Genomic DNA, 17,356 nt, shown 5'->3' on the forward strand with positions numbered 1-17,356 from the left:
AAGGAGGAGCCAATCATGTTTGTAAAAACAGGTGATAAGGTTCGCGTCATTGCAGGTAAGGACAAGGGTAAGGAAGGAACAGTTACTAAGACTGTCGAATCTAAGAACCGTGTTCTTGTCGAAGGCGTAAACCTCGTTAAGAAGCATCAAAAGCCTTCTAACGAATACCCACAGGGTGGTGTTATCAATACTGAAGCACCTATCCACGCATCAAACGTGCAAGTACTTGACCCTTCAACTAACGAACCAACGAAGGTTGGATACAAGTTTGAAGACGGAAAGAAAGTACGTTTTGCTAAGAAGTCCGGCAACAAGTTGGGCTAATTAAAAGCTATATAATTGAAAGGTAGAAATCATTATCATGGCAAATGAATTAAAAGAAAAATATGTTAATGAAGTTCAACCTGCTTTGATCAAGAAGTTTGAATTTACTTCAATCATGCAAGCACCTAAGATCGAAAAGATCGTTTTGAACATGGGTGTTGGTGATGCAGTTTCAAACTCAAAGAACCTCGATGAAGCGGTTGAAGAATTGAAGCAAATTGCTGGACAACAACCAGTAATTACGCGTGCTAAGAAGTCAATCGCCGGTTTCCGTTTGCGTGAAGGTATGGCAATCGGAGCGAAGGTTACTTTGCGCGGAGAACGTATGTACGAATTCATGGACAAGTTGATTAACATCTCTTTGCCACGTGTTCGTGACTTCCACGGTGTTTCTGGTAAGGCCTTTGATGGTCGCGGAAACTACACGTTGGGAATCCGTGAACAGTTGATTTTCCCTGAAATCGACTTTGACAAGGTTAACAAGGTTCGCGGTTTGGACATCGTTGTTGTAACGACTGCACAAACTGACGAAGAAGGTTACGAATTGTTGGCTGGCTTGGGCATGCCTTTTGCTAAGTAAACAATTTAAAAACGGTCACTCTTACGAGTGGCACGTTTTTAAGAAGAAGAGAAGGACTTCTCTTTTTCTTAAGAGCGTGTCAATTGTGAACACGTTCAAAATTATAAAAGGAGGATATCGATAGATGTCTATGACTGATCCAATCGCTGATTTTTTGACTCGGATTCGTAACGCCAACTTGGCCCGTCACGCTTCCGTTCAAATTCCAGCATCAAAAATGAAGAAGAGCATTGCTGAGATCTTGAAGCAAGAAGGTTTCATCCGTGATGTAGAATACATTGAAGACAACAAGCAAGGTGTTATCAACGTATTCTTGAAGTACGGGGAAGATCAACAGCGTGTCATCACTGGTATTAAGCGTGTGTCAAAGCCTGGTTTGCGTAAGTACGCCAAGGCCGAAGACATGCCAAAGGTCTTGAACGGCCTTGGTATCGCTATCGTTTCAACTTCAAACGGAGTTGTGACTGATAAGGTAGCACGTGCTAAGCAAGTCGGTGGCGAAGTGCTGGCTTACGTTTGGTAATATATCTAAGAAAGGAGACTTACCATGAGCCGTATTGGAAATCAAGTAGTTACTGTCCCAGCTGGCGTTGAAGTTAAGCAGGACGGACAACACGTAACGGTTAAGGGACCTAAGGGTGAATTGTCATACACGATCAACCCTGAAATCACGATGCACATGGATGGAACGGAAGTTCGTTTCACTCGTGCAGCCGAAGACAAGAAGCACCGTGCATTGCACGGTACGACAACCGCAAACTTCATCAACTTGATCGAAGGTGTTACCAATGGTTTCACTAAGACTTTGAAGATGGTCGGAGTTGGTTACCGTGCCGCAATGAAGGGTTCTACTTTGAACTTGTCAGTTGGTTACTCACACCCAGTTGACTTTGAACAACGTGAAGGCTTGTCAGTTGAAGTACCAGATGCTTTGACGATCAAGATTTCAGGAATTTCAAAGCAATTGGTCGGTGACTTTGCTGCTGAAGTTCGCGCCGTACGCCCACCCGAACCATACAAGGGTAAGGGAATTCGTTACGAAAACGAAGTTGTTAAGCGTAAGGAAGGTAAGACTGGTAAGTAAGCTTAAAGCTTCTTATAACCGTCTTATTATTGATACAAAAGTTTTAATTGAACAGGTGGCTTGAGCCGCCTAGAAAAGGAAAGCACAGCTATGATTTCAAAACCAGATAAGAACAAGCTCCGTGCACGTCGCCACAAGCGCGTCCGCGGAAAAGTCTCTGGTACTGCTGCTCGCCCACGTTTGAACGTTTTCCGTTCTAATGTAAACATCTACGCTCAATTGATTGATGACGTAGCGGGTGTAACGCTAGCAAGTGCCTCAAGTCAAAGTGCCGATGTTACCGGTACTAAGGTAGAACAAGCCGTTAAGGTTGGTGAATTGATCGCCAAGAACGCCAAGGCTGCTAAGATCGAAGAAGTTGTCTTCGATCGTGGTGGTTACGTCTATCACGGACGTATCAAGGCATTGGCTGATTCAGCTCGTGAAAACGGCTTGAAGTTCTAAGGAAAGGAGGAATAAACAAATGGTTGAATTCGTAAACCCTAAAGAATTAGGTGAATTAGAAGAAAACGTTGTCGCAATTAACCGTGTTACCAAGGTTGTTAAGGGTGGACGTCGTTTGCGTTTCGGTGCTTTGGTTGTCGTAGGAGACAAGCAAGGTCACGTAGGTTTCGGAACTGGTAAGGCACAAGAAGTGCCAGAAGCTATCCGCAAGGCTGTCGAAGACGCAAAGCGTAACTTGATCACTGTCCCAATGGTTGGTACGACTATTCCTCACGATGTTCTTGGAGAACACGCTGGTGGAAAGATTTTGATTAAGCCAGCCGAAGAAGGAGCTGGAGTTGCTGCCGGTGGTTCTACTCGTTCCGTTATGGAATTGGCTGGAATCAACGATGTGACTGCTAAGTCACTTGGTTCATCAACACCAGTTAACGTTGTCCGTGCAACTTTTGACGGTTTGTCACAGTTGAAGGACGCAAACGATGTTGCAAAGATGCGTGGTGTTTCTTTGGAACACTTGGCTGAATAAGGAGCGATACTATGGCTGATTTGAAGATCACTTTGATTAAGAGTGCGGCTCATCGCTTGCCTAAGCAACGTGCCATCGTTAAGTCACTTGGACTTAACCGGGTATCAAGCTCAGTGGTGAAGCCAGATAACGCAGCGACACGTGGTGCAATCTTCCATATTGCACACTTGATCTCTGTTGAAGAAGTAAAGTAAAAAAAATTTAGAAAAGGAGGGACCAACCATGGAATTGAACGAATTACAACCTGCTGCTGGGTCACGCTCAGTACGCAACCGTGTAGGTCGTGGTACATCATCCGGTAACGGTAAGACGTCTGGACGTGGACAAAAGGGTCAAAAGGCCCGTTCTAAGACGCGTCTTGGATTCGAAGGTGGACAAATGCCTTTGTACCGTCGTATTCCAAAGCGTGGATTTACTAACATTTCACGTAAGGAATTCGCCGTTGTTAACTTGGACAAGTTGAATGTCTTTGATAACGGAACTGAAGTAACGCCTGCTTTGTTGATTGAATCTGGTCTCGTAAAGAACCAAAAAGACGGCGTTAAGATCTTGGCCAACGGACAACTTGACAAGAAGTTGACTGTTAAGGCACACAAGTTCTCAGCTGCCGCTGCTAAGGCAATCGAACAAGCTGGTGGAAACACCGAGGTGATTTAATGTTCCGCACGTTATTTAATGCCATCCGTCAACAAGATATTCGCAAAAAGATGCTTTGGACCGTTTTGATTCTCTTCGTTTATCGAATTGGAGTTCACATTACGGTGCCAGGTGTTAACCCTGCTGCTTTGCAGTCAGTGGCCAACTCTGGTCTTTTGAACATCTTAAATATCTTTTCGGGTGGGGGTCTGTTGAACTTCTCCCTCTTTGCGATGGGAGTTTCACCCTATGTTACTGCGCAAATCGTTGTGCAGTTGCTGCAGTTAGATATCGTGCCGCGTTTTGTCGAATGGAGTAAGCAAGGTGAAGTTGGTCGCCGGAAGCTGAATCAAGCAACCCGGTATTTAACGATCGTCTTTGCCTTTTTGCAATCAGTCGGAATTACGGCTGGTTTCAACTCCTTAGCCGCCTATGGCTTGGTCAAGCAAACCAATAACGTGACCTCCTTCCTTTTGATTGGTTCGGTCATGACAATGGGTACTTTCTTTGCCATGTGGCTCGGTGAAATGATTACCGAAAAGGGTCTTGGAAACGGTGTTTCCATGATCATCTTCTCTGGTATCATTTCCCAAACCCCAAGTTCTTTCTATGACATCTTCAAGGAAAACGTGTTGCAGGCTTCTAAGTCACAACTCGTTAACGGTTGGGTGTTCGTGACCGTCCTCGCACTTGCCATTATCTTGGTAATTGGGATTACGACTTGGTTCTACGAAGCTTCACGTAAGCTTCAGATCCAATACACGCGTTCCGCTGTATCTTACGGTGCAGAAGCCTACCTACCTTTGAAGTTGAATGTTTCTGGTGTTATCCCGGTTATCTTTGCATCGTCATTGATTTCCACGCCACAAACGATTCTTTTCGCCTTCCAGAGTAAGTATTCTGGTGAACAGTGGTTCAAGATCTTGAAGGAAATCTTCTCAATGCAGACGACGACCGGAGCGATCTTCTACACTGTGATGATCATTCTCTTTACTTACTTCTACGCCTTTGTTCAGGTTAACCCAGAAAAGCTTTCTGAGAACCTGCAAAAGCAAGGTGCCTACATTGTCCCAGTTCGTCCTGGTGTTGAAACGCAACAGTTCATCACCAAGATGTTGCTGCGACTCTCATTTGTTGGATCCCTCTACCTTGGCTTTGTTGCCTTGGTACCGTTGATTGCTTCGGATGTATGGGGATTGAATGAAAAGATTGGATTGGGAGGAACATCCCTTCTAATCACAATCGGGGTAACCCTCGATTTGCTCCGTCAAATCGATGGTTTGCTGCAAAAGAAAAACTACGTTGGGTTCATCCACTAGTTAAAAAGGAGTCTCGTCATGACGAAAAACTTAATTCTTTTGGGCCTGCCTGGTGCAGGTAAGGGAACCCAAGCTGAAAAGATTGTTGCCGATTATCCGATGGTTCACATCTCAACCGGTGACATCTTCCGTGCGAACTTGAAGGAAAACACGCCTTTGGGTGAGAAGGCACGGTCCTTCATAGATTCAGGAAATCTAGTACCTGATGAAATCACGAACGCCATGGTCGCCGATCGGTTGAACCAAGACGACGTGCTTTCAAACGGATTCATGCTAGATGGCTACCCAAGAAATGAAGACCAAGCCAAGTTCTTGGACCAATTCTTGTCAGAACGTGATGATGCGGTTTCCGCAACTTTGTACTTCAAAGTTTCTGACGATGTCTTGGTGGAACGACTCTTGGGTCGTGGTCGAGCAGATGACACGAAAGATGTTATCGCTCACCGCTTGGAAGTCAACAAGGAAGCAAACTTGCCATTGGTTGACTATTACGAAAAGCACAATGTCTTGCACACCATTGACGGGGAAGGCGACTTGGATACAATCTATTCAGCCGTTAAAACTGTCTTGGATGCCTTGAACTAGGCTTTTCTTGTCAGACTAAGGTAACTCTGGTATAATTTGATAGGTTAAGCACTTATCGATTATGTTGAACATGGTTACATAGGAGGTAATCTGCGTGGCCAACGATGTCATTGAAATTGAAGGTAAAGTCAAAGAGACGATGCCAAACGCAATGTTTCAAGTCGAACTTGAAAACGGGGCGGTAATCTTGGCGCATGTTTCCGGTAAGATTCGTAAGAACTACATCCGTATCTTGCCAGGTGACCGCGTCACAGTTGAAATGTCACCCTACGACTTGACAAAGGGTCGTATTACTTACCGGTTCCGTTAAACGGAATTCGGTCAATAATCAGTTAACCGAATAGGAGGAATAGATTATGAAGGTACGTCCATCAGTAAAGAAGATGTGCGAAGCTTGCCGCGTTATCAAGCGTAACGGTCGGACAATGGTTATTTGCCCAGCCAACGCTAAGCACAAGCAACGTGCAGGTAAGTAATTTCACTTACCACATAAAAAACACTTGAAATAGAACTTTATGGTTCATTCAAAATATTAAAAGGAGGTAAATTGTTATGGCTCGTATTGAAGGTATCGATTTGCCCCGTGACAAGCGAATTGTCATTGGGTTGACATACATCTACGGAATCGGTTCAAACACTGCACAAAAGATCTTGGCTACGGCCGGTGTCTCAGAAGACATCCGTGTTCGTGACTTGTCAGTTGATGACGAAGACAAGATCCGTGAAGCAATCGCTTCATTGAACTTGCAGTTGGAAGGTGACTTGCGTCGTAAGGTATCACTTGATATCAAGGGATTGCAAGAAATCGCCTCATACCGTGGTATTCGTCACCGTAAGGGATTGCCCGTTCGTGGACAACACACGAAGAACAACGCCCGCACACGCAAAGGCCCAGCTACGGCAATTGCAGGTAAGAAGAAGTAATTTTTCTTACCAACTCTTTAATGTAAAAGCGGCTTAAGCCAATTTTAATTAGAGCCTCACTTTCGTGAGAAATGATTATCACAACCAAAGTTGTGTAATGTTGATGAGTTTTGCTCATCCGAGAAATTATAAGAAAAAGAAGGAGGCATATTATGGCAGTTCGCACTACGCGCAAGCGTCGCGTCAAGAAGAATATTGAATCTGGTGTGGCACACATCCACGCTACTTTCAACAACACGATCATCATGATTACGGATGCACAAGGTAACGCTGTTGCCTGGTCATCAGCCGGTGCCCTTGGATTCAAGGGTTCACGTAAGTCAACGCCTTTCGCTGCTCAAATGGCAGCTGAAGCAGCCGCTAAGTCAGCATTGGACGTTAACATGCGTACCGTTGCTGTAACGGTTAAGGGCCCTGGTTCAGGTCGTGAATCAGCAATTCGTGCATTGGCCGCAGCTGGTCTTGAAGTAACGTCAATCAAGGATGTTACCCCAGTTCCCCATAACGGATCACGCCCACCAAAGCGTCGTCGTGTTTAATTGATTTTCATTGCATTTTGCTTTGAAAAGAGGGGGGTTAGAGTTAACTGATGATTGAATTTGAAAAGCCAGATATTCACAACATCGAAGAGGATGCCAACTACGGTAAGTTCATCGTAGAACCTCTTGAGCGTGGCTATGGGACGACTATGGGAAATTCCCTTCGTCGTGTCTTGCTGTCATCGCTTCCAGGCGTAGCAATCAACACTGTTCAAATTGACGGTGTTGTCCACGAATTCTCCACCGTTGACGGTGTTGTAGAAGACGTTACACAGCTGATCTTAAACCTGAAGAAAGTTGTCTTTGCTACGGATTCAGCTGAAGAACAATCTTTGGAAATTGATGTTCAAGGTCCAAAGGACGTTACTGCAGCCGACTTAGTTGGTTCAGCAGACGTTGAAGTTCTTAACCCAGACTTGCACATTGCAACTTTGGCAGCCGGAAAGTCATTGCACATGACGGTTACGGCTGTTAAGGGTCGCGGTTATGCTTCAGCTGAAGAAAACAAGCAACTACGTGATGAAATGCCAATCGGTGTTTTAACGGTTGATTCAATTTACACGCCAATTGAGCGGGTAAACTACCACGTTGAACAAAAGCGTGTTGGTTCCCGTGATGACTTTGACAAGTTGACGATGGAAGTTTGGACGAACGGTTCAATCAAGCCATCCGACGCATTGAGTCTTGGTTCAAAGATTCTAACAGAACACCTGAACTTGTTCACGGATATTTCCCCAGTAGCACAAGAAACCAACGTTATGGTTGAGTCTGAAGCGCCTGTTAACGCAGCTGCTGATGCCGCTCCAATCGAAGACTTGGACTTGTCAGTTCGTTCATACAACTGCTTGAAGCGTGCGGGCATCAACACTATCGAAGAGTTGACTGACCGTTCAGAAGCCGACATGATGAAGGTCCGTAACCTCGGACGTAAGTCATTAGACGAAATTCAAGAAAAGTTGACTGAAATGGGCTTGGGCTTCCGTCAAGAAGATTAATTCATCAAAAGTTTAGATAAAGGAGGATTGACCGATGTCATACCGTAAGTTAGGCCGTACATCATCACAACGTAAGGCAATGATGCGTGACTTGACGACGGACTTGTTGATCAACGGACGTATTCAGACCACTGAAGCACGTGCCAAGGAAATCCGCAAGACTGCCGATCAAATGATCACGCTCGGTAAGAAGGGCGACTTGGCTGCCCGCCGTAAGGCAGCAGCTTACATGCGCAACGAAGTTGCCGACGTCAAGGAAGACGGCGACAACATCCGCATCCAAACTGCTTTGCAGAAGTTGTTCGAAGATATCGCACCCCGTTTCGCAGAACGTAACGGTGGATACACGCGTATCTTGAAGACTGTGCAACGTCGTGGTGACGCTGCACAAATGGTTATCTTGGAGTTAGTTGACTAATTCTTTTAACCAACAAAACCCTGGCCGCAAGGTCAGGGTTTTTTGTATGCTCTTTGATTAGTGAGGGCTGGTAAAGTCAGGCCCGACCCTTGCCAATATGGTAAAATAGACGATAATGACAGACGCAATCACAATCAAAAATTTGACATACGCCTACCCTGAATCAGGTGAATTGTTCCAAAACTTTAATCTGAACGTTAAGGCCGGCGAATGGCTTTCCATCGTCGGACACAACGGTTCGGGGAAATCGACTTTGGCCAAATTAGTACTGGGTCTTTTGGAGTTTAAACAAGGGGACGTCCATGTCTTTGGAACGAAGTTGACCGAGCAAACGTTGACGGAAGTTCGTGGTCACATCGGGATGGTCTTTCAAAATCCGGACAACCAGTTTGTTGGCGCAACCGTTGCCGACGACGTGGCCTTCGGACTTGAAAACCGCCAGATGCCAAGCATCGAAATGCCCGCCCGGATTGAAGCAGCCTTGCGACAAGTGGGCATGGAAGAATACGCCGACCGCGAACCACACACGCTTTCTGGTGGTCAGAAGCAGCGTGTGGCATTGGCCTCTGTTTTGGCCTTGCAGCCCAAAGTGATCATCTTGGACGAGGCGACAGCCATGCTCGACCCCGAGGGCAAGCAGGCGGTCATGTCGACCTTGAGAGATCTGAAAGAAAAGCATGGGTCGGATTTGACTTTGATAATGGTCACCCATGACATGGAAGAAGCGGCCGAAGCGGACCGCGTCGTTGTCATCGATGACGGGGAGCTCTTGTACGACGAAGCGCCCGCTAAGCTCTTTTCGCGCGGCAGCGAACTGAAGAAGCTCGGCCTGGCCCAACCCTTTGCGGTTGAAATGAGCCAGGCGCTCGGCGTGCCCGCATCAGCAACGAAGAACAACATCTTGGAGTTAGTGGAATGGCTATCACAATCGAAGGCTTAGATTTCCATTACGGCGCGGGGAAGCAAACGGTTCCCGTGCTTTCGGACATCAATGTGAGCTTTAACGACAATCAAATCACAGCCATTATCGGACAGACGGGTTCTGGAAAGTCGACCTTGGTGCAACAACTGAACGCCCTCCTGCTGCCTTCCGAGGGGCAGGTCAACGTGAACGGGATGGTCATCACCAACAAGACGAAGGAAAAGTCCCTGGCGCCCGTGCGGGCGCAAGTCGGCATGGTTTTCCAGTTCCCGGAGGCCCAGCTTTTTGCGCCAACCGTGTTAGAAGACGTGATGTACGGGCCACTGAACTTTGGTTCAACGCAGGAAGAGGCGGAAGTCGCTGCGAAGAAGGCCTTGGCTCAAGTCGGTCTCTCGGAAGACTACCTTGAACAATCGCCCTTCAACCTGTCCGGTGGACAGATGCGACGGGTTGCTTTGGCCGGTGTGCTGGCCATGGACCCACAGATTATGGTCTTTGACGAACCGGCCGCCGGTTTGGATCCGCAGGGGCAAGAAGAACTACTGGCCCTGATTTCTTCTTTGAAGGAAGCTGGCAAGACCATCGTCATTATCTCCCACCAGATGGAGCAGGTGCTGGCCTTGGCCGACCGTGTCATTGTCATGAAAGATGGTCATATTGCCGCCGATGAAACGACGGAAGAACTCTTCTCCCGTCCACGTTGGTGGTTTGCCGACCAACACCTGGATTTGCCAGAAAGCGTCGTCTTCCAACGCGTTTTGATGGTGAAGGGCATTGCGCACTTCGACCACTGGGCCAAGAACATTCAGGAACTGGCCAACATGGTCAAGGGACAAGAAAAGCTTGGCCACGCATTGGAAGAAAAGATGGCATTGGCCTTCGAAAAGACGAACGACGAAGAAGTGACCGCCGGTCGTATGAAGAAGGCTCACGCCTACCATCCAAGCGATGGACATCTCTTCGAAGAAGGAGGTGACCACCATGAATAACTTGGTTATCGGACAGTTCGTTCCGGGTGATGGCTTCTTATATAAGATTGATCCAAGAACGAAAATCATGGTCACGATTGGCTACGTCTTCGTTCTGGTCTTCGCCCAAAACTGGGGGACCTACGCCTGGTCAGCGGCCTTCCTTGGTTTAGCCTTGCTGCTGACGAAGCAGGGGCTCGGCCTCTACTGGCGTGGACTGAAGCCCATCTTGTGGTTGATCATGTTCACCGTTATTTTGCAGCTCGCCTTTTCAGGCGGGACGCCCGTGCTCTTTCAGTTGGGCTTCATCAAGGTGACCCAACCGGGCTTGATTAACGGAATCTACGTTGTGGTTCGTTTCGTGCTCATCGTCTTGATGTCGACGATTCTGACCATCACGACGCCACCGACGTCAATTGCCTCCGCGATTGAATCGTTGTTGAAGCCGTTGAAGGCGGTGAAGGTGCCGGTTGCTGAACTGGCCTTGATGCTGTCCATTGCGCTTCGCTTCGTGCCCCTCTTGATGGGGGAAACGGACAAGATTATGAAGGCGCAGAAGTCACGTGGGATGTCCATGTCGACTGGTTCCTTGATGAAGCGTGCCAAGGCCGTCGTGCCGTTGTTAGTGCCGCTCTTTGTTGGTGCCTTACAGCGTGCTTTCGACTTGGCCAACGCCATGGAAGTCCGCGGCTTTGAAACGGCCGAGGGCCGGACGCGCTACCGGGAACTGGCCTACACGAGAAACGACACCTTGGTGCTTGTTTCCAGCCTGGCCCTTTTGGTCGTGTTCATCATCCTATTATTTGTTTCGTAATTTAACTAAAAATCTTATTGGGAAAGGGGGAAGAAGATGCCACGTTATCGTGCAGTTGTTGCCTATGATGGTTCGGACTTTCTGGGCTTTCAGATTCAAAGTAAAAACGGCGTCGAGCGCCACCGCACCGTTCAGGGTGAGCTGATTAAAGCCGTGAACCAGATGGGAAAGAATCCAGAGGAACGCATTAAAGTTGTGGGGGCATCCCGCACGGATACAGGGGTGCACGCAAACGGGCAAGTCGTCCATTTCGACCTGCCCTTCGACATTCCAGGCGAAGGTGTCCGGAAGGGACTGAACACCATTCTTCCCCGCGATATCCTGATTCACGAAGTGCGGCAGGTCGACAATGACTTTCACGCCCGCTTCTCGTCGCACAACAAGCGTTACTACTACCGCGTGTCGACCCAGGATTACGTCGACCCCTTCAAGCGACGCTACACGGGGCACTTCCACTGGAAGCTCGACCCAAAGCGCATCGAAAAGGCCCTGCCCGACCTGATTGGGGAGCAGGACTTTGCGACCTTTGCCGCCTCTGGTAACCAGACGGCGACCACGGTTCGAACGATTACCCGAGCCGATGTCGACGTGAAGGAAGACGAGCACGAGCTTGTTTTCACCTTCGAGGGGAACGCCTTCCTGTACAACCAGATTCGAATCATGGTCGGTGTGCTGCTTGAAATCGGAACGGGACGTCGGGAGACGGACTGTATTCCGAAGTTGATTGCGGCTAAAGACCGTGAGCAGGCCCGCTACACGGCGCCGGCCGCTGGCCTTTACCTGGATTATATTTCGTACGATGGTAGCCAGGACTTAAAGCAAGAGGAGACCGACAATCAGCCGGCCGACTAAACACCAAGATTCGAGAATGAAGAGGAGAACGATATGACTTTATTTGAAGAATACGCGATGGCCGCAAACGGCCTGATTTACGTCGCAACGGAACAGGCTGGACAACCAAGCCTTCGTATCATGGGCTTCGGAATTGATCCCGAAGACAGCAACCACTGGTACTTGGTGAGCCAGCCGGACACCAAGAAGATGGCCGACCTGAAGCAAAACGACAAGGTCGCCATCATGACGGTGATGAACATGGCTGAGGGTGGTAAGCGTGTGGAATCAAACAACGCGACGATGGCGCCGTCAGAAAAGACCTGGGAAGACGTGAAGGACTGCTTCACGAACCCGGTCTTCCACAAAAATCACCCGCACCCAGAAGAGGAAGTCTTGCTTGAGCTGACGATTCACTCGGCTCGCCTGGCTGCCTTTGCTGGGGATGAGACTGTTAGCTTCAACGACTAATGGATTAATAAAAAACACCACCGATTCGGTGGTGTTTTTTTGTGGGCTGAAGTTTTGGAGGACGTGCGGGCGTTATTGCTGCTTGAGGATGACTTCGATGGTGATTTTGGGGTTGTTGTTTGGGTTTTCGAAATCAAAAGACGGGTCGCTCAGTCGGTGAGCTTGCTCGTCTAGTTTTCGTTTGATTAATGCGTTCAACTCTTGTTCGTTCATTGCGGTCATAAAAAAACCTCCTAATTGATTTCAATCGGGTAATGCCATTCCTTCAAGACACGACAAAGATTGGTGAATTGGTGACGATGATGATATTGCCAAAGGAAGACATCTTCGTTTTGCTGCATAAAAATAATGGTCGGCTTGTACATAATGTCGTGAATGAGATCTTCTTTTACCAAATGATGATTGATGTAAATGCAGATCTGGTCTAATTGATTAAAAATCTCACTCGCTCCAGTTTCGTTTTTAGCGAATATGATTAATGAGCGTTGGTTTTCGACTGAAAGTGTTTTGATATTTTGGTGATGAAGAGATTCATTGTGCCCTGTATCTCTAAGTATTTTTTCAAAGCACTGAAACCAATTATCCTCAAAATGCTCAATCATGGGTAATACATTCATTGAAAAGTTACCCAGCACATTCACCGAAGCCTTCACTTTTTCTTTTTCGATTTCCTCCTTTCGAATCCGACGGTTTTCTAGATAGGTAGCAACGGCAACATACGCAGCGATCGCGCCGGCAATGGTCGCAATATAGGCTGCTGCTTTTAAATAAGGAAAAAGTACGGCCATCTTATCCTCCTTTCATTGTCACCCACAGTTTAATCGCCCCCGTCATCTTTTTTCGCTCTTTTTCAAGGCATCTGTCCTAAGTCGACCGCCTCGTGACCTAAACGGAAAAGAAGATTTCAAAATGTTGATTGCGGTGCTATATTTTTGGCGAACAAACCGAAAACGTCACAACGAACAAAGGAGAGATAGCGATGAAAACAATTTTGAACAGAGTGAACTGGCTTTTCTTGTTGGTGTCCGTCATGTTGATTTTGTGGGCGGACGCCATGGCCTACGCGGAATCCTACATCTTGATCATGTTGGGGATGAACTTGCTGATGATGTGTTTTGTACCGAGTGGTACGGGTTCGGCGCTGCATCAATTCAACTTGGCAATCGATAACGTGATCATCTTTTTGTATGTCATCTTAGCGGTGGCCCAATACATTATCGAGCGAAATGAATCGAAGCATAGCTAATAACTTGAACGATTTCCTGCCATTTGTACTGTAACTGTTGGTTCCACATGCCTCCGGGCAGGGTGGGACTTTTTCAGTGAAAGGAGAAAGAATGAAGGGACATTACATTGCACAGGTAGACGAGCGGGACTGTGGCGCGGCGGCGCTCGCGATGGTGCTGTCGGCACACGGACGGGAGGTGTCGATTGCGCGGGTGCGCGAGTTGGTGAAGACGAATTTGAACGGTTCGTCGGCTCTGGGAATATCAGTCGCGGCCGAATCCTTCGGCCTCTCCACGACAGCCATCAAGGCGGACGCTTCTCTATTCGAACAGGAGCAAGCGCTACCTTTTCCGGCTATCGCGCACGTTCAAAAGCCAGCCGGCAAACACCTGCTCGAGCACTTCTACGTCATCTGGAAGGTGAGCAAGAAGGGCATCCACGTTTTAGATCCCGATAACCAGGTTGGCCGCAAGGTGTTTTCAAAAGACGAATTCAGCAAACAGTGGACAGGGGTGATTCTTTTCTTTGAGGAAACCAACCGCTTCGAAAAGGGCAAGCAGGGGAAAACGGCCGGACTCCGCTCCTTTTTTCCCATCATCTTGAAGCAGAAGGCGCTGATTTTTAAAATCGTCTGCGCCACGCTTTTAACAACCGTCATCGCCATCGTTGGCTCAGGCTTTCTTCAGCAGCTTGTCGACCACCTGATTCCGATAGGTGAGCTGAACACTTTGGCGCTGACGTCACTCGCCTTGATTGGTGCCTACGCCTTACAACAACTGATGGCCTACACACAGCAGTACCTGCTCGTCGTGCTGGGTCAGCGCCTGTCAATCGACATCCTCATCCCGTATGCGAAGCACCTTTTCGAGCTGCCGATGACCTTCTTTTACACGCGGCGGGTGGGTGAAATCACCTCCCGCTTCAACGACGCAAACACCATTATCGAGGCGGTCGCCCGAACCGTTTTGTCGGTGTTGTTGGACATTGGAACACTCGTTGTCATGAGTGCGGTGCTCTGTTTCTACAGCCCACGCCTTTGCCTGATTGCACTGCTAGCCATTCCTTGCTACGTCTTAGTGATGGTTCTTTTCGTGCGTCCTTTACATCAAAAGAACCTCGCCACCTTGCAGGCGGGATCCGACGTGGAGTCGGCCATCATCGAGAACGTAACGGGGATGGAGACAGTCAAGGCGCTTGGCGCTGAGCAGCCTGCTTACGAAAAAATCGATCAAAATTACGTAACGTTTTTGCGCGCTTCGTTCAAAAAGAGCGAGCTAGCCATCATCGAAGATGCCATGAAAATGTTCATTAAGTTGGCCTTTCAGGTGTTCGTTCTATGGCAGGGTGCGAAGCTCGTCATCGGTGGCGAGTTGACGGTCGGGGGTGCTCGTTGCTTTCAACGCGCTCTTGGCCTATTTCACGGAACCGCTGCAAACGCTCCTGAACCTGCAGAGCCAAATCCAGACGGCCGTCGTGGCGGCAAAGCGCTTGAACGAAGTTTTTGAGGTACCTTCGGAGTTCGTTGAAGCGCAACCGGTGGACATCGACAACGAGGGGCCGCTCTTATTCCTGGATAACGTGGATTTCGAGTATCAGCATGGACAGCCGGTGTTGAAGGGGATGAGCCTAACCGTGCAGCAGGGGGAGCGGCTGGCGCTGGTCGGCGTCTCGGGTTCTGGTAAGTCGACGCTTGCCAAACTGCTTGTGCGCTTCTTGGAACTGGAGGGAGACGGTGGGGGAGTCTTATACATGGGACAGCCAATGAAGCAAATCCCAAAGCAGCAACTTCGGAAGTTCATCAGCTACGTGCCACAAGAGGTGCAGGTCTTTACCGGAACGGTGCTGGAGAACCTGTTGCTTGGTTGTCCGGATGGTATCAGCCAGGCGAAAATCATCGAGGCCTGTCAGACGGCCTGCATTCTTGAGGATATTCAATCGATGAGCCAGGGCTTCAACAGCGAACTGTCACCTTCTGGCAGTATTTCGGGTGGGCAGCGTCAGCGGCTAGCCATCGCCCGGGCGCTCCTTCGGGATAGTTCCGTGCTGGTTTTGGATGAATCAACCTCAAACCTCGATCTGCTGACCGAGAAGAAAGTGATCGATAACCTGCTCAAATTAAAGAACAAAACCATCCTCTTTGTTGCTCACCGGCTCACCATTGCCGAACGGGTGGACCGGGTGGTCATGCTAAAGGATGGTCGCGTGGTGGGGGATGGCACCCACGAAGAACTGCTGGAAAAGAATCCGCACTATCAGGAGTTGGTGAATCATTAATTGTTCAATCAAAAAAGCAGCCCCTCCGGCTGCTTTTTCTTATTTACTGGCACTTACTTAAAATCCAAAAAAATATTTTCAAGAAATTTTTGCGACTTATCACTACACATCATAGCTGAAAGTCTTGTAACTACTTTGAAACCCCCTGCACAATTCCAATTTACCTGTCTTGCAAAGTCAGACCCGACCAAGCCTCAAAAGCAGTATCCCTCGAACTCAACCCCCAAAAAACACCAAAAAATTTATTCCAAAATCGAATATTTTTCAAACAAATAGACCCTTTTGTATCGATAGAAAGCCTTATTTACAGGGCTTTTGAAGCCTGCTATAACTAAGTCAGAACTAATGGCGCCGTTAAAAAGGAGGGCGGTATGCAAAAGAACCAGGCCTTGAGAAGTTACCAAGCCTTAGGCCCAAAAGACCTGATGCTTGTGAACGGTGGCGGGGTACGACAGATAACGTCCTACTTTGATTTAGGGCGTTACTACGGCAACGCCTTTCGTGATTTAACCTTTGGGTTTATCTACGGATTCCTATTCGGACTGTAGAACCCGTGTTTCACCATAAGACCAAAGGAGGTCTTCCAATGAATAAGAATTTAACAGACAACTTCGCTACGTTAACGAATGACGAGCTGAAGAGCGTAACGGGAGGAGACAACATCTTGGGCTACCTTCTGGGACGAGCGCTAGGCAAGCAAGTTTACCTCTTTAAGAAGAATGTCTACGCGCTGTTGCGCTAAGAAGGGTGGTGGATGAGATGAACGAATTGAACAACTTTAAGACGCTTTCCAACTCCGAACTTGAGTTAGTCCATGGAGGACACTGCATTGGCCTGATTAAGAAGGGCTTTGGCTTTGCCTTTGATTTCGTGGATAGCTTTGCTCGTGGCATGCTGGAGACGGTCTTTAAGAAGTAGCCAGAAAAAGGAGCAACTTCCATGAATGATTTAGCCAATGGAATAACGTTAAGCCCAAAGGAACTAGGGAATATCCGTGCTGGTGGTATTCTTTACGACTTTGGGCATGGCTGCGGAAAAACCTTAAAGTACATGCTGACGCACAAGATGCATTCGACGCGTCACTACCGCTAGGCATTGAGCATTTAAGGAAAGGAACAGCGATGAAAGAAAATGTTTTGAATCACTACGCATCATTAACAGAAAAAGAAATGGCCAACACGCAGGGTGGCTTCGGTTTCTCTCACGTTTTGATGATTGCAGAATTTGGTAAAGGTTTCATTGACGGCTTCACCGGTCATTAGTTTTGATGATCGGACACGATGATGGCCATTAGTTCTCGCGAAACGATGTCGAATCGACATCGTTTTTGGCGTGTCTAAAAGAAAAAGAAAGGGCTACAAATCCGTTCACATCAGTATTTACAATACATAATTAAAATATTTGTATAACATCGACGAAAAGTGCAAAAATATGAAAATAATTCTTGTGGGTTATTACGGGCCATGGTATAAATA

At 47.8% G+C, this 17,356-nt stretch carries 31 protein-coding genes; 29 read left to right on the forward strand and 2 right to left on the reverse strand.

Annotation, left to right across the window (positions count from 1 at the left end):
• The first annotated feature begins 15 nt into the window (after nt 1-15).
• From rplX to NFX39_RS05665, 21 genes are all read left to right on the forward strand, one after another.
• On the forward strand, nt 16-324 hold the full coding sequence (rplX, locus tag NFX39_RS05565; protein WP_252443804.1) for a 50S ribosomal protein L24: 309 nt from the start codon (nt 16-18) through the stop codon (nt 322-324).
• Between the two features lie 37 nt (nt 325-361).
• Complete coding sequence (gene rplE, locus NFX39_RS05570) at nt 362-904, forward strand: 50S ribosomal protein L5 (protein ID WP_252443807.1); 543 nt, start codon at nt 362-364, stop codon at nt 902-904.
• 124 nt (nt 905-1,028) lie between these two features.
• Nucleotides 1,029-1,427 (forward strand): 30S ribosomal protein S8, encoded by a 399-nt coding sequence (gene rpsH, locus NFX39_RS05575; RefSeq protein ID WP_252443809.1) that lies wholly within the window; start codon nt 1,029-1,031, stop codon nt 1,425-1,427.
• Between the two features lie 24 nt (nt 1,428-1,451).
• Nucleotides 1,452-1,988: a 50S ribosomal protein L6 gene (rplF, locus tag NFX39_RS05580; protein ID WP_252443811.1), complete on the forward strand. Its 537-nt coding sequence runs from the start codon at nt 1,452-1,454 to the stop codon at nt 1,986-1,988.
• Between the two features lie 90 nt (nt 1,989-2,078).
• The gene (gene rplR / locus NFX39_RS05585) at nt 2,079-2,432 is read left to right on the forward strand and encodes a 50S ribosomal protein L18 (RefSeq protein WP_252443813.1); all 354 of its coding nucleotides are present in this window, start codon (nt 2,079-2,081) and stop codon (nt 2,430-2,432) included.
• 19 nt (nt 2,433-2,451) lie between these two features.
• Complete coding sequence (gene rpsE / locus NFX39_RS05590) at nt 2,452-2,958, forward strand: 30S ribosomal protein S5 (protein ID WP_252443816.1); 507 nt, start codon at nt 2,452-2,454, stop codon at nt 2,956-2,958.
• Between the two features lie 11 nt (nt 2,959-2,969).
• On the forward strand, nt 2,970-3,152 hold the full coding sequence (gene rpmD / locus NFX39_RS05595) for a 50S ribosomal protein L30 (RefSeq protein ID WP_010691200.1): 183 nt from the start codon (nt 2,970-2,972) through the stop codon (nt 3,150-3,152).
• A 28-nt stretch (nt 3,153-3,180) separates the two neighbouring features.
• A complete protein-coding gene (gene rplO, locus NFX39_RS05600) occupies nt 3,181-3,615 on the forward strand; it encodes a 50S ribosomal protein L15 (protein WP_252443818.1) in 435 nt (144 codons plus the stop codon).
• Nucleotides 3,615-4,913: a preprotein translocase subunit SecY gene (gene secY / locus NFX39_RS05605; RefSeq protein WP_252443821.1), complete on the forward strand. Its 1,299-nt coding sequence runs from the start codon at nt 3,615-3,617 to the stop codon at nt 4,911-4,913. Before rplO ends, secY begins: the two co-directional genes overlap by 1 nt.
• An 18-nt stretch (nt 4,914-4,931) precedes the next feature.
• Nucleotides 4,932-5,498: an adenylate kinase gene (locus NFX39_RS05610; protein ID WP_252443823.1), complete on the forward strand. Its 567-nt coding sequence runs from the start codon at nt 4,932-4,934 to the stop codon at nt 5,496-5,498.
• A gap of 94 nt (nt 5,499-5,592) precedes the next feature.
• Nucleotides 5,593-5,808, forward strand: a complete 216-nt coding sequence (gene infA, locus NFX39_RS05615; protein WP_010691205.1) for a translation initiation factor IF-1 — start codon at nt 5,593-5,595, stop codon at nt 5,806-5,808.
• Between the two features lie 46 nt (nt 5,809-5,854).
• Nucleotides 5,855-5,974 (forward strand): 50S ribosomal protein L36, encoded by a 120-nt coding sequence (gene rpmJ, locus NFX39_RS05620; RefSeq protein ID WP_213809331.1) that lies wholly within the window; start codon nt 5,855-5,857, stop codon nt 5,972-5,974.
• A gap of 76 nt (nt 5,975-6,050) precedes the next feature.
• Complete coding sequence (gene rpsM, locus NFX39_RS05625; protein WP_252443825.1) at nt 6,051-6,422, forward strand: 30S ribosomal protein S13; 372 nt, start codon at nt 6,051-6,053, stop codon at nt 6,420-6,422.
• A gap of 152 nt (nt 6,423-6,574) precedes the next feature.
• The gene (rpsK, locus tag NFX39_RS05630) at nt 6,575-6,961 is read left to right on the forward strand and encodes a 30S ribosomal protein S11 (RefSeq protein ID WP_252443827.1); all 387 of its coding nucleotides are present in this window, start codon (nt 6,575-6,577) and stop codon (nt 6,959-6,961) included.
• Between the two features lie 50 nt (nt 6,962-7,011).
• Nucleotides 7,012-7,956 carry a DNA-directed RNA polymerase subunit alpha gene (locus NFX39_RS05635; RefSeq protein ID WP_252443829.1) on the forward strand — a complete coding sequence of 315 codons (945 nt, stop codon included), beginning with the start codon at nt 7,012-7,014 and terminating at the stop codon, nt 7,954-7,956.
• A gap of 34 nt (nt 7,957-7,990) precedes the next feature.
• Nucleotides 7,991-8,374 carry a 50S ribosomal protein L17 gene (gene rplQ, locus NFX39_RS05640; protein ID WP_252443831.1) on the forward strand — a complete coding sequence of 128 codons (384 nt, stop codon included), beginning with the start codon at nt 7,991-7,993 and terminating at the stop codon, nt 8,372-8,374.
• Between the two features lie 115 nt (nt 8,375-8,489).
• Nucleotides 8,490-9,314, forward strand: a complete 825-nt coding sequence (locus NFX39_RS05645) for an energy-coupling factor transporter ATPase (protein WP_252443833.1) — start codon at nt 8,490-8,492, stop codon at nt 9,312-9,314.
• Nucleotides 9,290-10,285 carry an energy-coupling factor transporter ATPase gene (locus NFX39_RS05650; RefSeq protein ID WP_252443835.1) on the forward strand — a complete coding sequence of 332 codons (996 nt, stop codon included), beginning with the start codon at nt 9,290-9,292 and terminating at the stop codon, nt 10,283-10,285. Before NFX39_RS05645 ends, NFX39_RS05650 begins: the two co-directional genes overlap by 25 nt.
• The gene (locus tag NFX39_RS05655; protein ID WP_252443837.1) at nt 10,278-11,078 is read left to right on the forward strand and encodes an energy-coupling factor transporter transmembrane component T family protein; all 801 of its coding nucleotides are present in this window, start codon (nt 10,278-10,280) and stop codon (nt 11,076-11,078) included. Before NFX39_RS05650 ends, NFX39_RS05655 begins: the two co-directional genes overlap by 8 nt.
• A gap of 36 nt (nt 11,079-11,114) precedes the next feature.
• Entirely contained in the window at nt 11,115-11,930 is an 816-nt protein-coding gene (truA, locus tag NFX39_RS05660; protein WP_252443839.1) for a tRNA pseudouridine(38-40) synthase TruA, read from the forward strand.
• A 33-nt stretch (nt 11,931-11,963) separates the two neighbouring features.
• Entirely contained in the window at nt 11,964-12,380 is a 417-nt protein-coding gene (locus NFX39_RS05665) for a pyridoxamine 5'-phosphate oxidase family protein (protein ID WP_252443841.1), read from the forward strand.
• A gap of 72 nt (nt 12,381-12,452) precedes the next feature.
• Here NFX39_RS05665 and NFX39_RS05670 read toward each other — a convergent pair whose 3' ends face one another.
• Both NFX39_RS05670 and NFX39_RS05675 read right to left on the reverse strand, forming a co-directional pair.
• The gene (locus tag NFX39_RS05670) at nt 12,453-12,602 is read right to left on the reverse strand and encodes a hypothetical protein (RefSeq protein WP_252443843.1); all 150 of its coding nucleotides are present in this window, start codon (nt 12,600-12,602) and stop codon (nt 12,453-12,455) included.
• A gap of 11 nt (nt 12,603-12,613) precedes the next feature.
• A complete protein-coding gene (locus NFX39_RS05675; protein ID WP_252443845.1) occupies nt 12,614-13,168 on the reverse strand; it encodes a hypothetical protein in 555 nt (184 codons plus the stop codon).
• 191 nt (nt 13,169-13,359) lie between these two features.
• Here NFX39_RS05675 and NFX39_RS05680 point away from each other — a divergent pair, with 191 nt between their 5' ends.
• From NFX39_RS05680 to NFX39_RS05715, 8 genes are all read left to right on the forward strand, one after another.
• Nucleotides 13,360-13,626, forward strand: coding sequence for a hypothetical protein (locus NFX39_RS05680; protein WP_252443847.1), 267 nt, complete (start codon nt 13,360-13,362; stop codon nt 13,624-13,626).
• A gap of 151 nt (nt 13,627-13,777) precedes the next feature.
• A complete protein-coding gene (locus NFX39_RS05685; protein WP_252443849.1) occupies nt 13,778-15,112 on the forward strand; it encodes an ABC transporter transmembrane domain-containing protein in 1,335 nt (444 codons plus the stop codon).
• Nucleotides 15,096-15,881, forward strand: a complete 786-nt coding sequence (locus tag NFX39_RS05690; protein WP_252443851.1) for an ABC transporter ATP-binding protein — start codon at nt 15,096-15,098, stop codon at nt 15,879-15,881. The genes NFX39_RS05685 and NFX39_RS05690 overlap by 17 nt, the downstream gene beginning before the upstream one ends.
• 371 nt (nt 15,882-16,252) lie before the next feature.
• A complete protein-coding gene (locus tag NFX39_RS05695; protein WP_252443853.1) occupies nt 16,253-16,429 on the forward strand; it encodes a hypothetical protein in 177 nt (58 codons plus the stop codon).
• Nucleotides 16,430-16,467: 38 nt separating this feature from the next.
• Nucleotides 16,468-16,623, forward strand: coding sequence for a ComC/BlpC family leader-containing pheromone/bacteriocin (locus NFX39_RS05700; protein ID WP_252443855.1), 156 nt, complete (start codon nt 16,468-16,470; stop codon nt 16,621-16,623).
• 17 nt (nt 16,624-16,640) lie between these two features.
• Nucleotides 16,641-16,799, forward strand: coding sequence for a ComC/BlpC family leader-containing pheromone/bacteriocin (locus NFX39_RS05705; RefSeq protein WP_252443858.1), 159 nt, complete (start codon nt 16,641-16,643; stop codon nt 16,797-16,799).
• A gap of 21 nt (nt 16,800-16,820) precedes the next feature.
• Nucleotides 16,821-16,973: a hypothetical protein gene (locus tag NFX39_RS05710; protein ID WP_252443860.1), complete on the forward strand. Its 153-nt coding sequence runs from the start codon at nt 16,821-16,823 to the stop codon at nt 16,971-16,973.
• Between the two features lie 29 nt (nt 16,974-17,002).
• Nucleotides 17,003-17,143 carry a hypothetical protein gene (locus NFX39_RS05715; protein WP_252443863.1) on the forward strand — a complete coding sequence of 47 codons (141 nt, stop codon included), beginning with the start codon at nt 17,003-17,005 and terminating at the stop codon, nt 17,141-17,143.
• Nucleotides 17,144-17,356: the final 213 nt, after the last annotated feature.

The organism is Fructobacillus apis (assembly GCF_023893635.1).
GTDB lineage: Bacteria > Bacillota > Bacilli > Lactobacillales > Lactobacillaceae > Fructobacillus > Fructobacillus apis.

Bases quoted from the DNA above. Each gene is read 5' to 3' on its own strand.
- rplO (WP_252443818.1), top strand. From the start codon at position 3,181: ATGGAATTGAACGAATTACAACCTGCTGCTGGGTCACGCTCAGTACGC.
- rpsK (WP_252443827.1), top strand. From the start codon at position 6,575: ATGGCAGTTCGCACTACGCGCAAGCGTCGCGTCAAGAAGAATATTGAA.
- rpsH (WP_252443809.1), top strand. From the start codon at position 1,029: ATGTCTATGACTGATCCAATCGCTGATTTTTTGACTCGGATTCGTAAC.
- rplX (WP_252443804.1), top strand. From the start codon at position 16: ATGTTTGTAAAAACAGGTGATAAGGTTCGCGTCATTGCAGGTAAGGAC.
- NFX39_RS05715 (WP_252443863.1), top strand. From the start codon at position 17,003: ATGAAAGAAAATGTTTTGAATCACTACGCATCATTAACAGAAAAAGAA.
- NFX39_RS05695 (WP_252443853.1), top strand. From the start codon at position 16,253: ATGCAAAAGAACCAGGCCTTGAGAAGTTACCAAGCCTTAGGCCCAAAA.
- NFX39_RS05675 (WP_252443845.1), bottom strand. From the start codon at position 13,168: ATGGCCGTACTTTTTCCTTATTTAAAAGCAGCAGCCTATATTGCGACC.
- NFX39_RS05670 (WP_252443843.1), bottom strand. From the start codon at position 12,602: ATGACCGCAATGAACGAACAAGAGTTGAACGCATTAATCAAACGAAAA.
- NFX39_RS05700 (WP_252443855.1), top strand. From the start codon at position 16,468: ATGAATAAGAATTTAACAGACAACTTCGCTACGTTAACGAATGACGAG.
- NFX39_RS05680 (WP_252443847.1), top strand. From the start codon at position 13,360: ATGAAAACAATTTTGAACAGAGTGAACTGGCTTTTCTTGTTGGTGTCC.
- rplE (WP_252443807.1), top strand. From the start codon at position 362: ATGGCAAATGAATTAAAAGAAAAATATGTTAATGAAGTTCAACCTGCT.
- NFX39_RS05635 (WP_252443829.1), top strand. From the start codon at position 7,012: ATGATTGAATTTGAAAAGCCAGATATTCACAACATCGAAGAGGATGCC.
- NFX39_RS05665 (WP_252443841.1), top strand. From the start codon at position 11,964: ATGACTTTATTTGAAGAATACGCGATGGCCGCAAACGGCCTGATTTAC.
- NFX39_RS05650 (WP_252443835.1), top strand. From the start codon at position 9,290: ATGGCTATCACAATCGAAGGCTTAGATTTCCATTACGGCGCGGGGAAG.
- NFX39_RS05645 (WP_252443833.1), top strand. From the start codon at position 8,490: ATGACAGACGCAATCACAATCAAAAATTTGACATACGCCTACCCTGAA.
- rpsE (WP_252443816.1), top strand. From the start codon at position 2,452: ATGGTTGAATTCGTAAACCCTAAAGAATTAGGTGAATTAGAAGAAAAC.
- rplF (WP_252443811.1), top strand. From the start codon at position 1,452: ATGAGCCGTATTGGAAATCAAGTAGTTACTGTCCCAGCTGGCGTTGAA.
- truA (WP_252443839.1), top strand. From the start codon at position 11,115: ATGCCACGTTATCGTGCAGTTGTTGCCTATGATGGTTCGGACTTTCTG.
- rplR (WP_252443813.1), top strand. From the start codon at position 2,079: ATGATTTCAAAACCAGATAAGAACAAGCTCCGTGCACGTCGCCACAAG.
- NFX39_RS05655 (WP_252443837.1), top strand. From the start codon at position 10,278: ATGAATAACTTGGTTATCGGACAGTTCGTTCCGGGTGATGGCTTCTTA.
- NFX39_RS05710 (WP_252443860.1), top strand. From the start codon at position 16,821: ATGAATGATTTAGCCAATGGAATAACGTTAAGCCCAAAGGAACTAGGG.
- rplQ (WP_252443831.1), top strand. From the start codon at position 7,991: ATGTCATACCGTAAGTTAGGCCGTACATCATCACAACGTAAGGCAATG.
- NFX39_RS05610 (WP_252443823.1), top strand. From the start codon at position 4,932: ATGACGAAAAACTTAATTCTTTTGGGCCTGCCTGGTGCAGGTAAGGGA.
- rpmJ (WP_213809331.1), top strand. From the start codon at position 5,855: ATGAAGGTACGTCCATCAGTAAAGAAGATGTGCGAAGCTTGCCGCGTT.
- NFX39_RS05705 (WP_252443858.1), top strand. From the start codon at position 16,641: ATGAACGAATTGAACAACTTTAAGACGCTTTCCAACTCCGAACTTGAG.
- secY (WP_252443821.1), top strand. From the start codon at position 3,615: ATGTTCCGCACGTTATTTAATGCCATCCGTCAACAAGATATTCGCAAA.
- rpsM (WP_252443825.1), top strand. From the start codon at position 6,051: ATGGCTCGTATTGAAGGTATCGATTTGCCCCGTGACAAGCGAATTGTC.
- NFX39_RS05685 (WP_252443849.1), top strand. From the start codon at position 13,778: ATGGTGCTGTCGGCACACGGACGGGAGGTGTCGATTGCGCGGGTGCGC.
- rpmD (WP_010691200.1), top strand. From the start codon at position 2,970: ATGGCTGATTTGAAGATCACTTTGATTAAGAGTGCGGCTCATCGCTTG.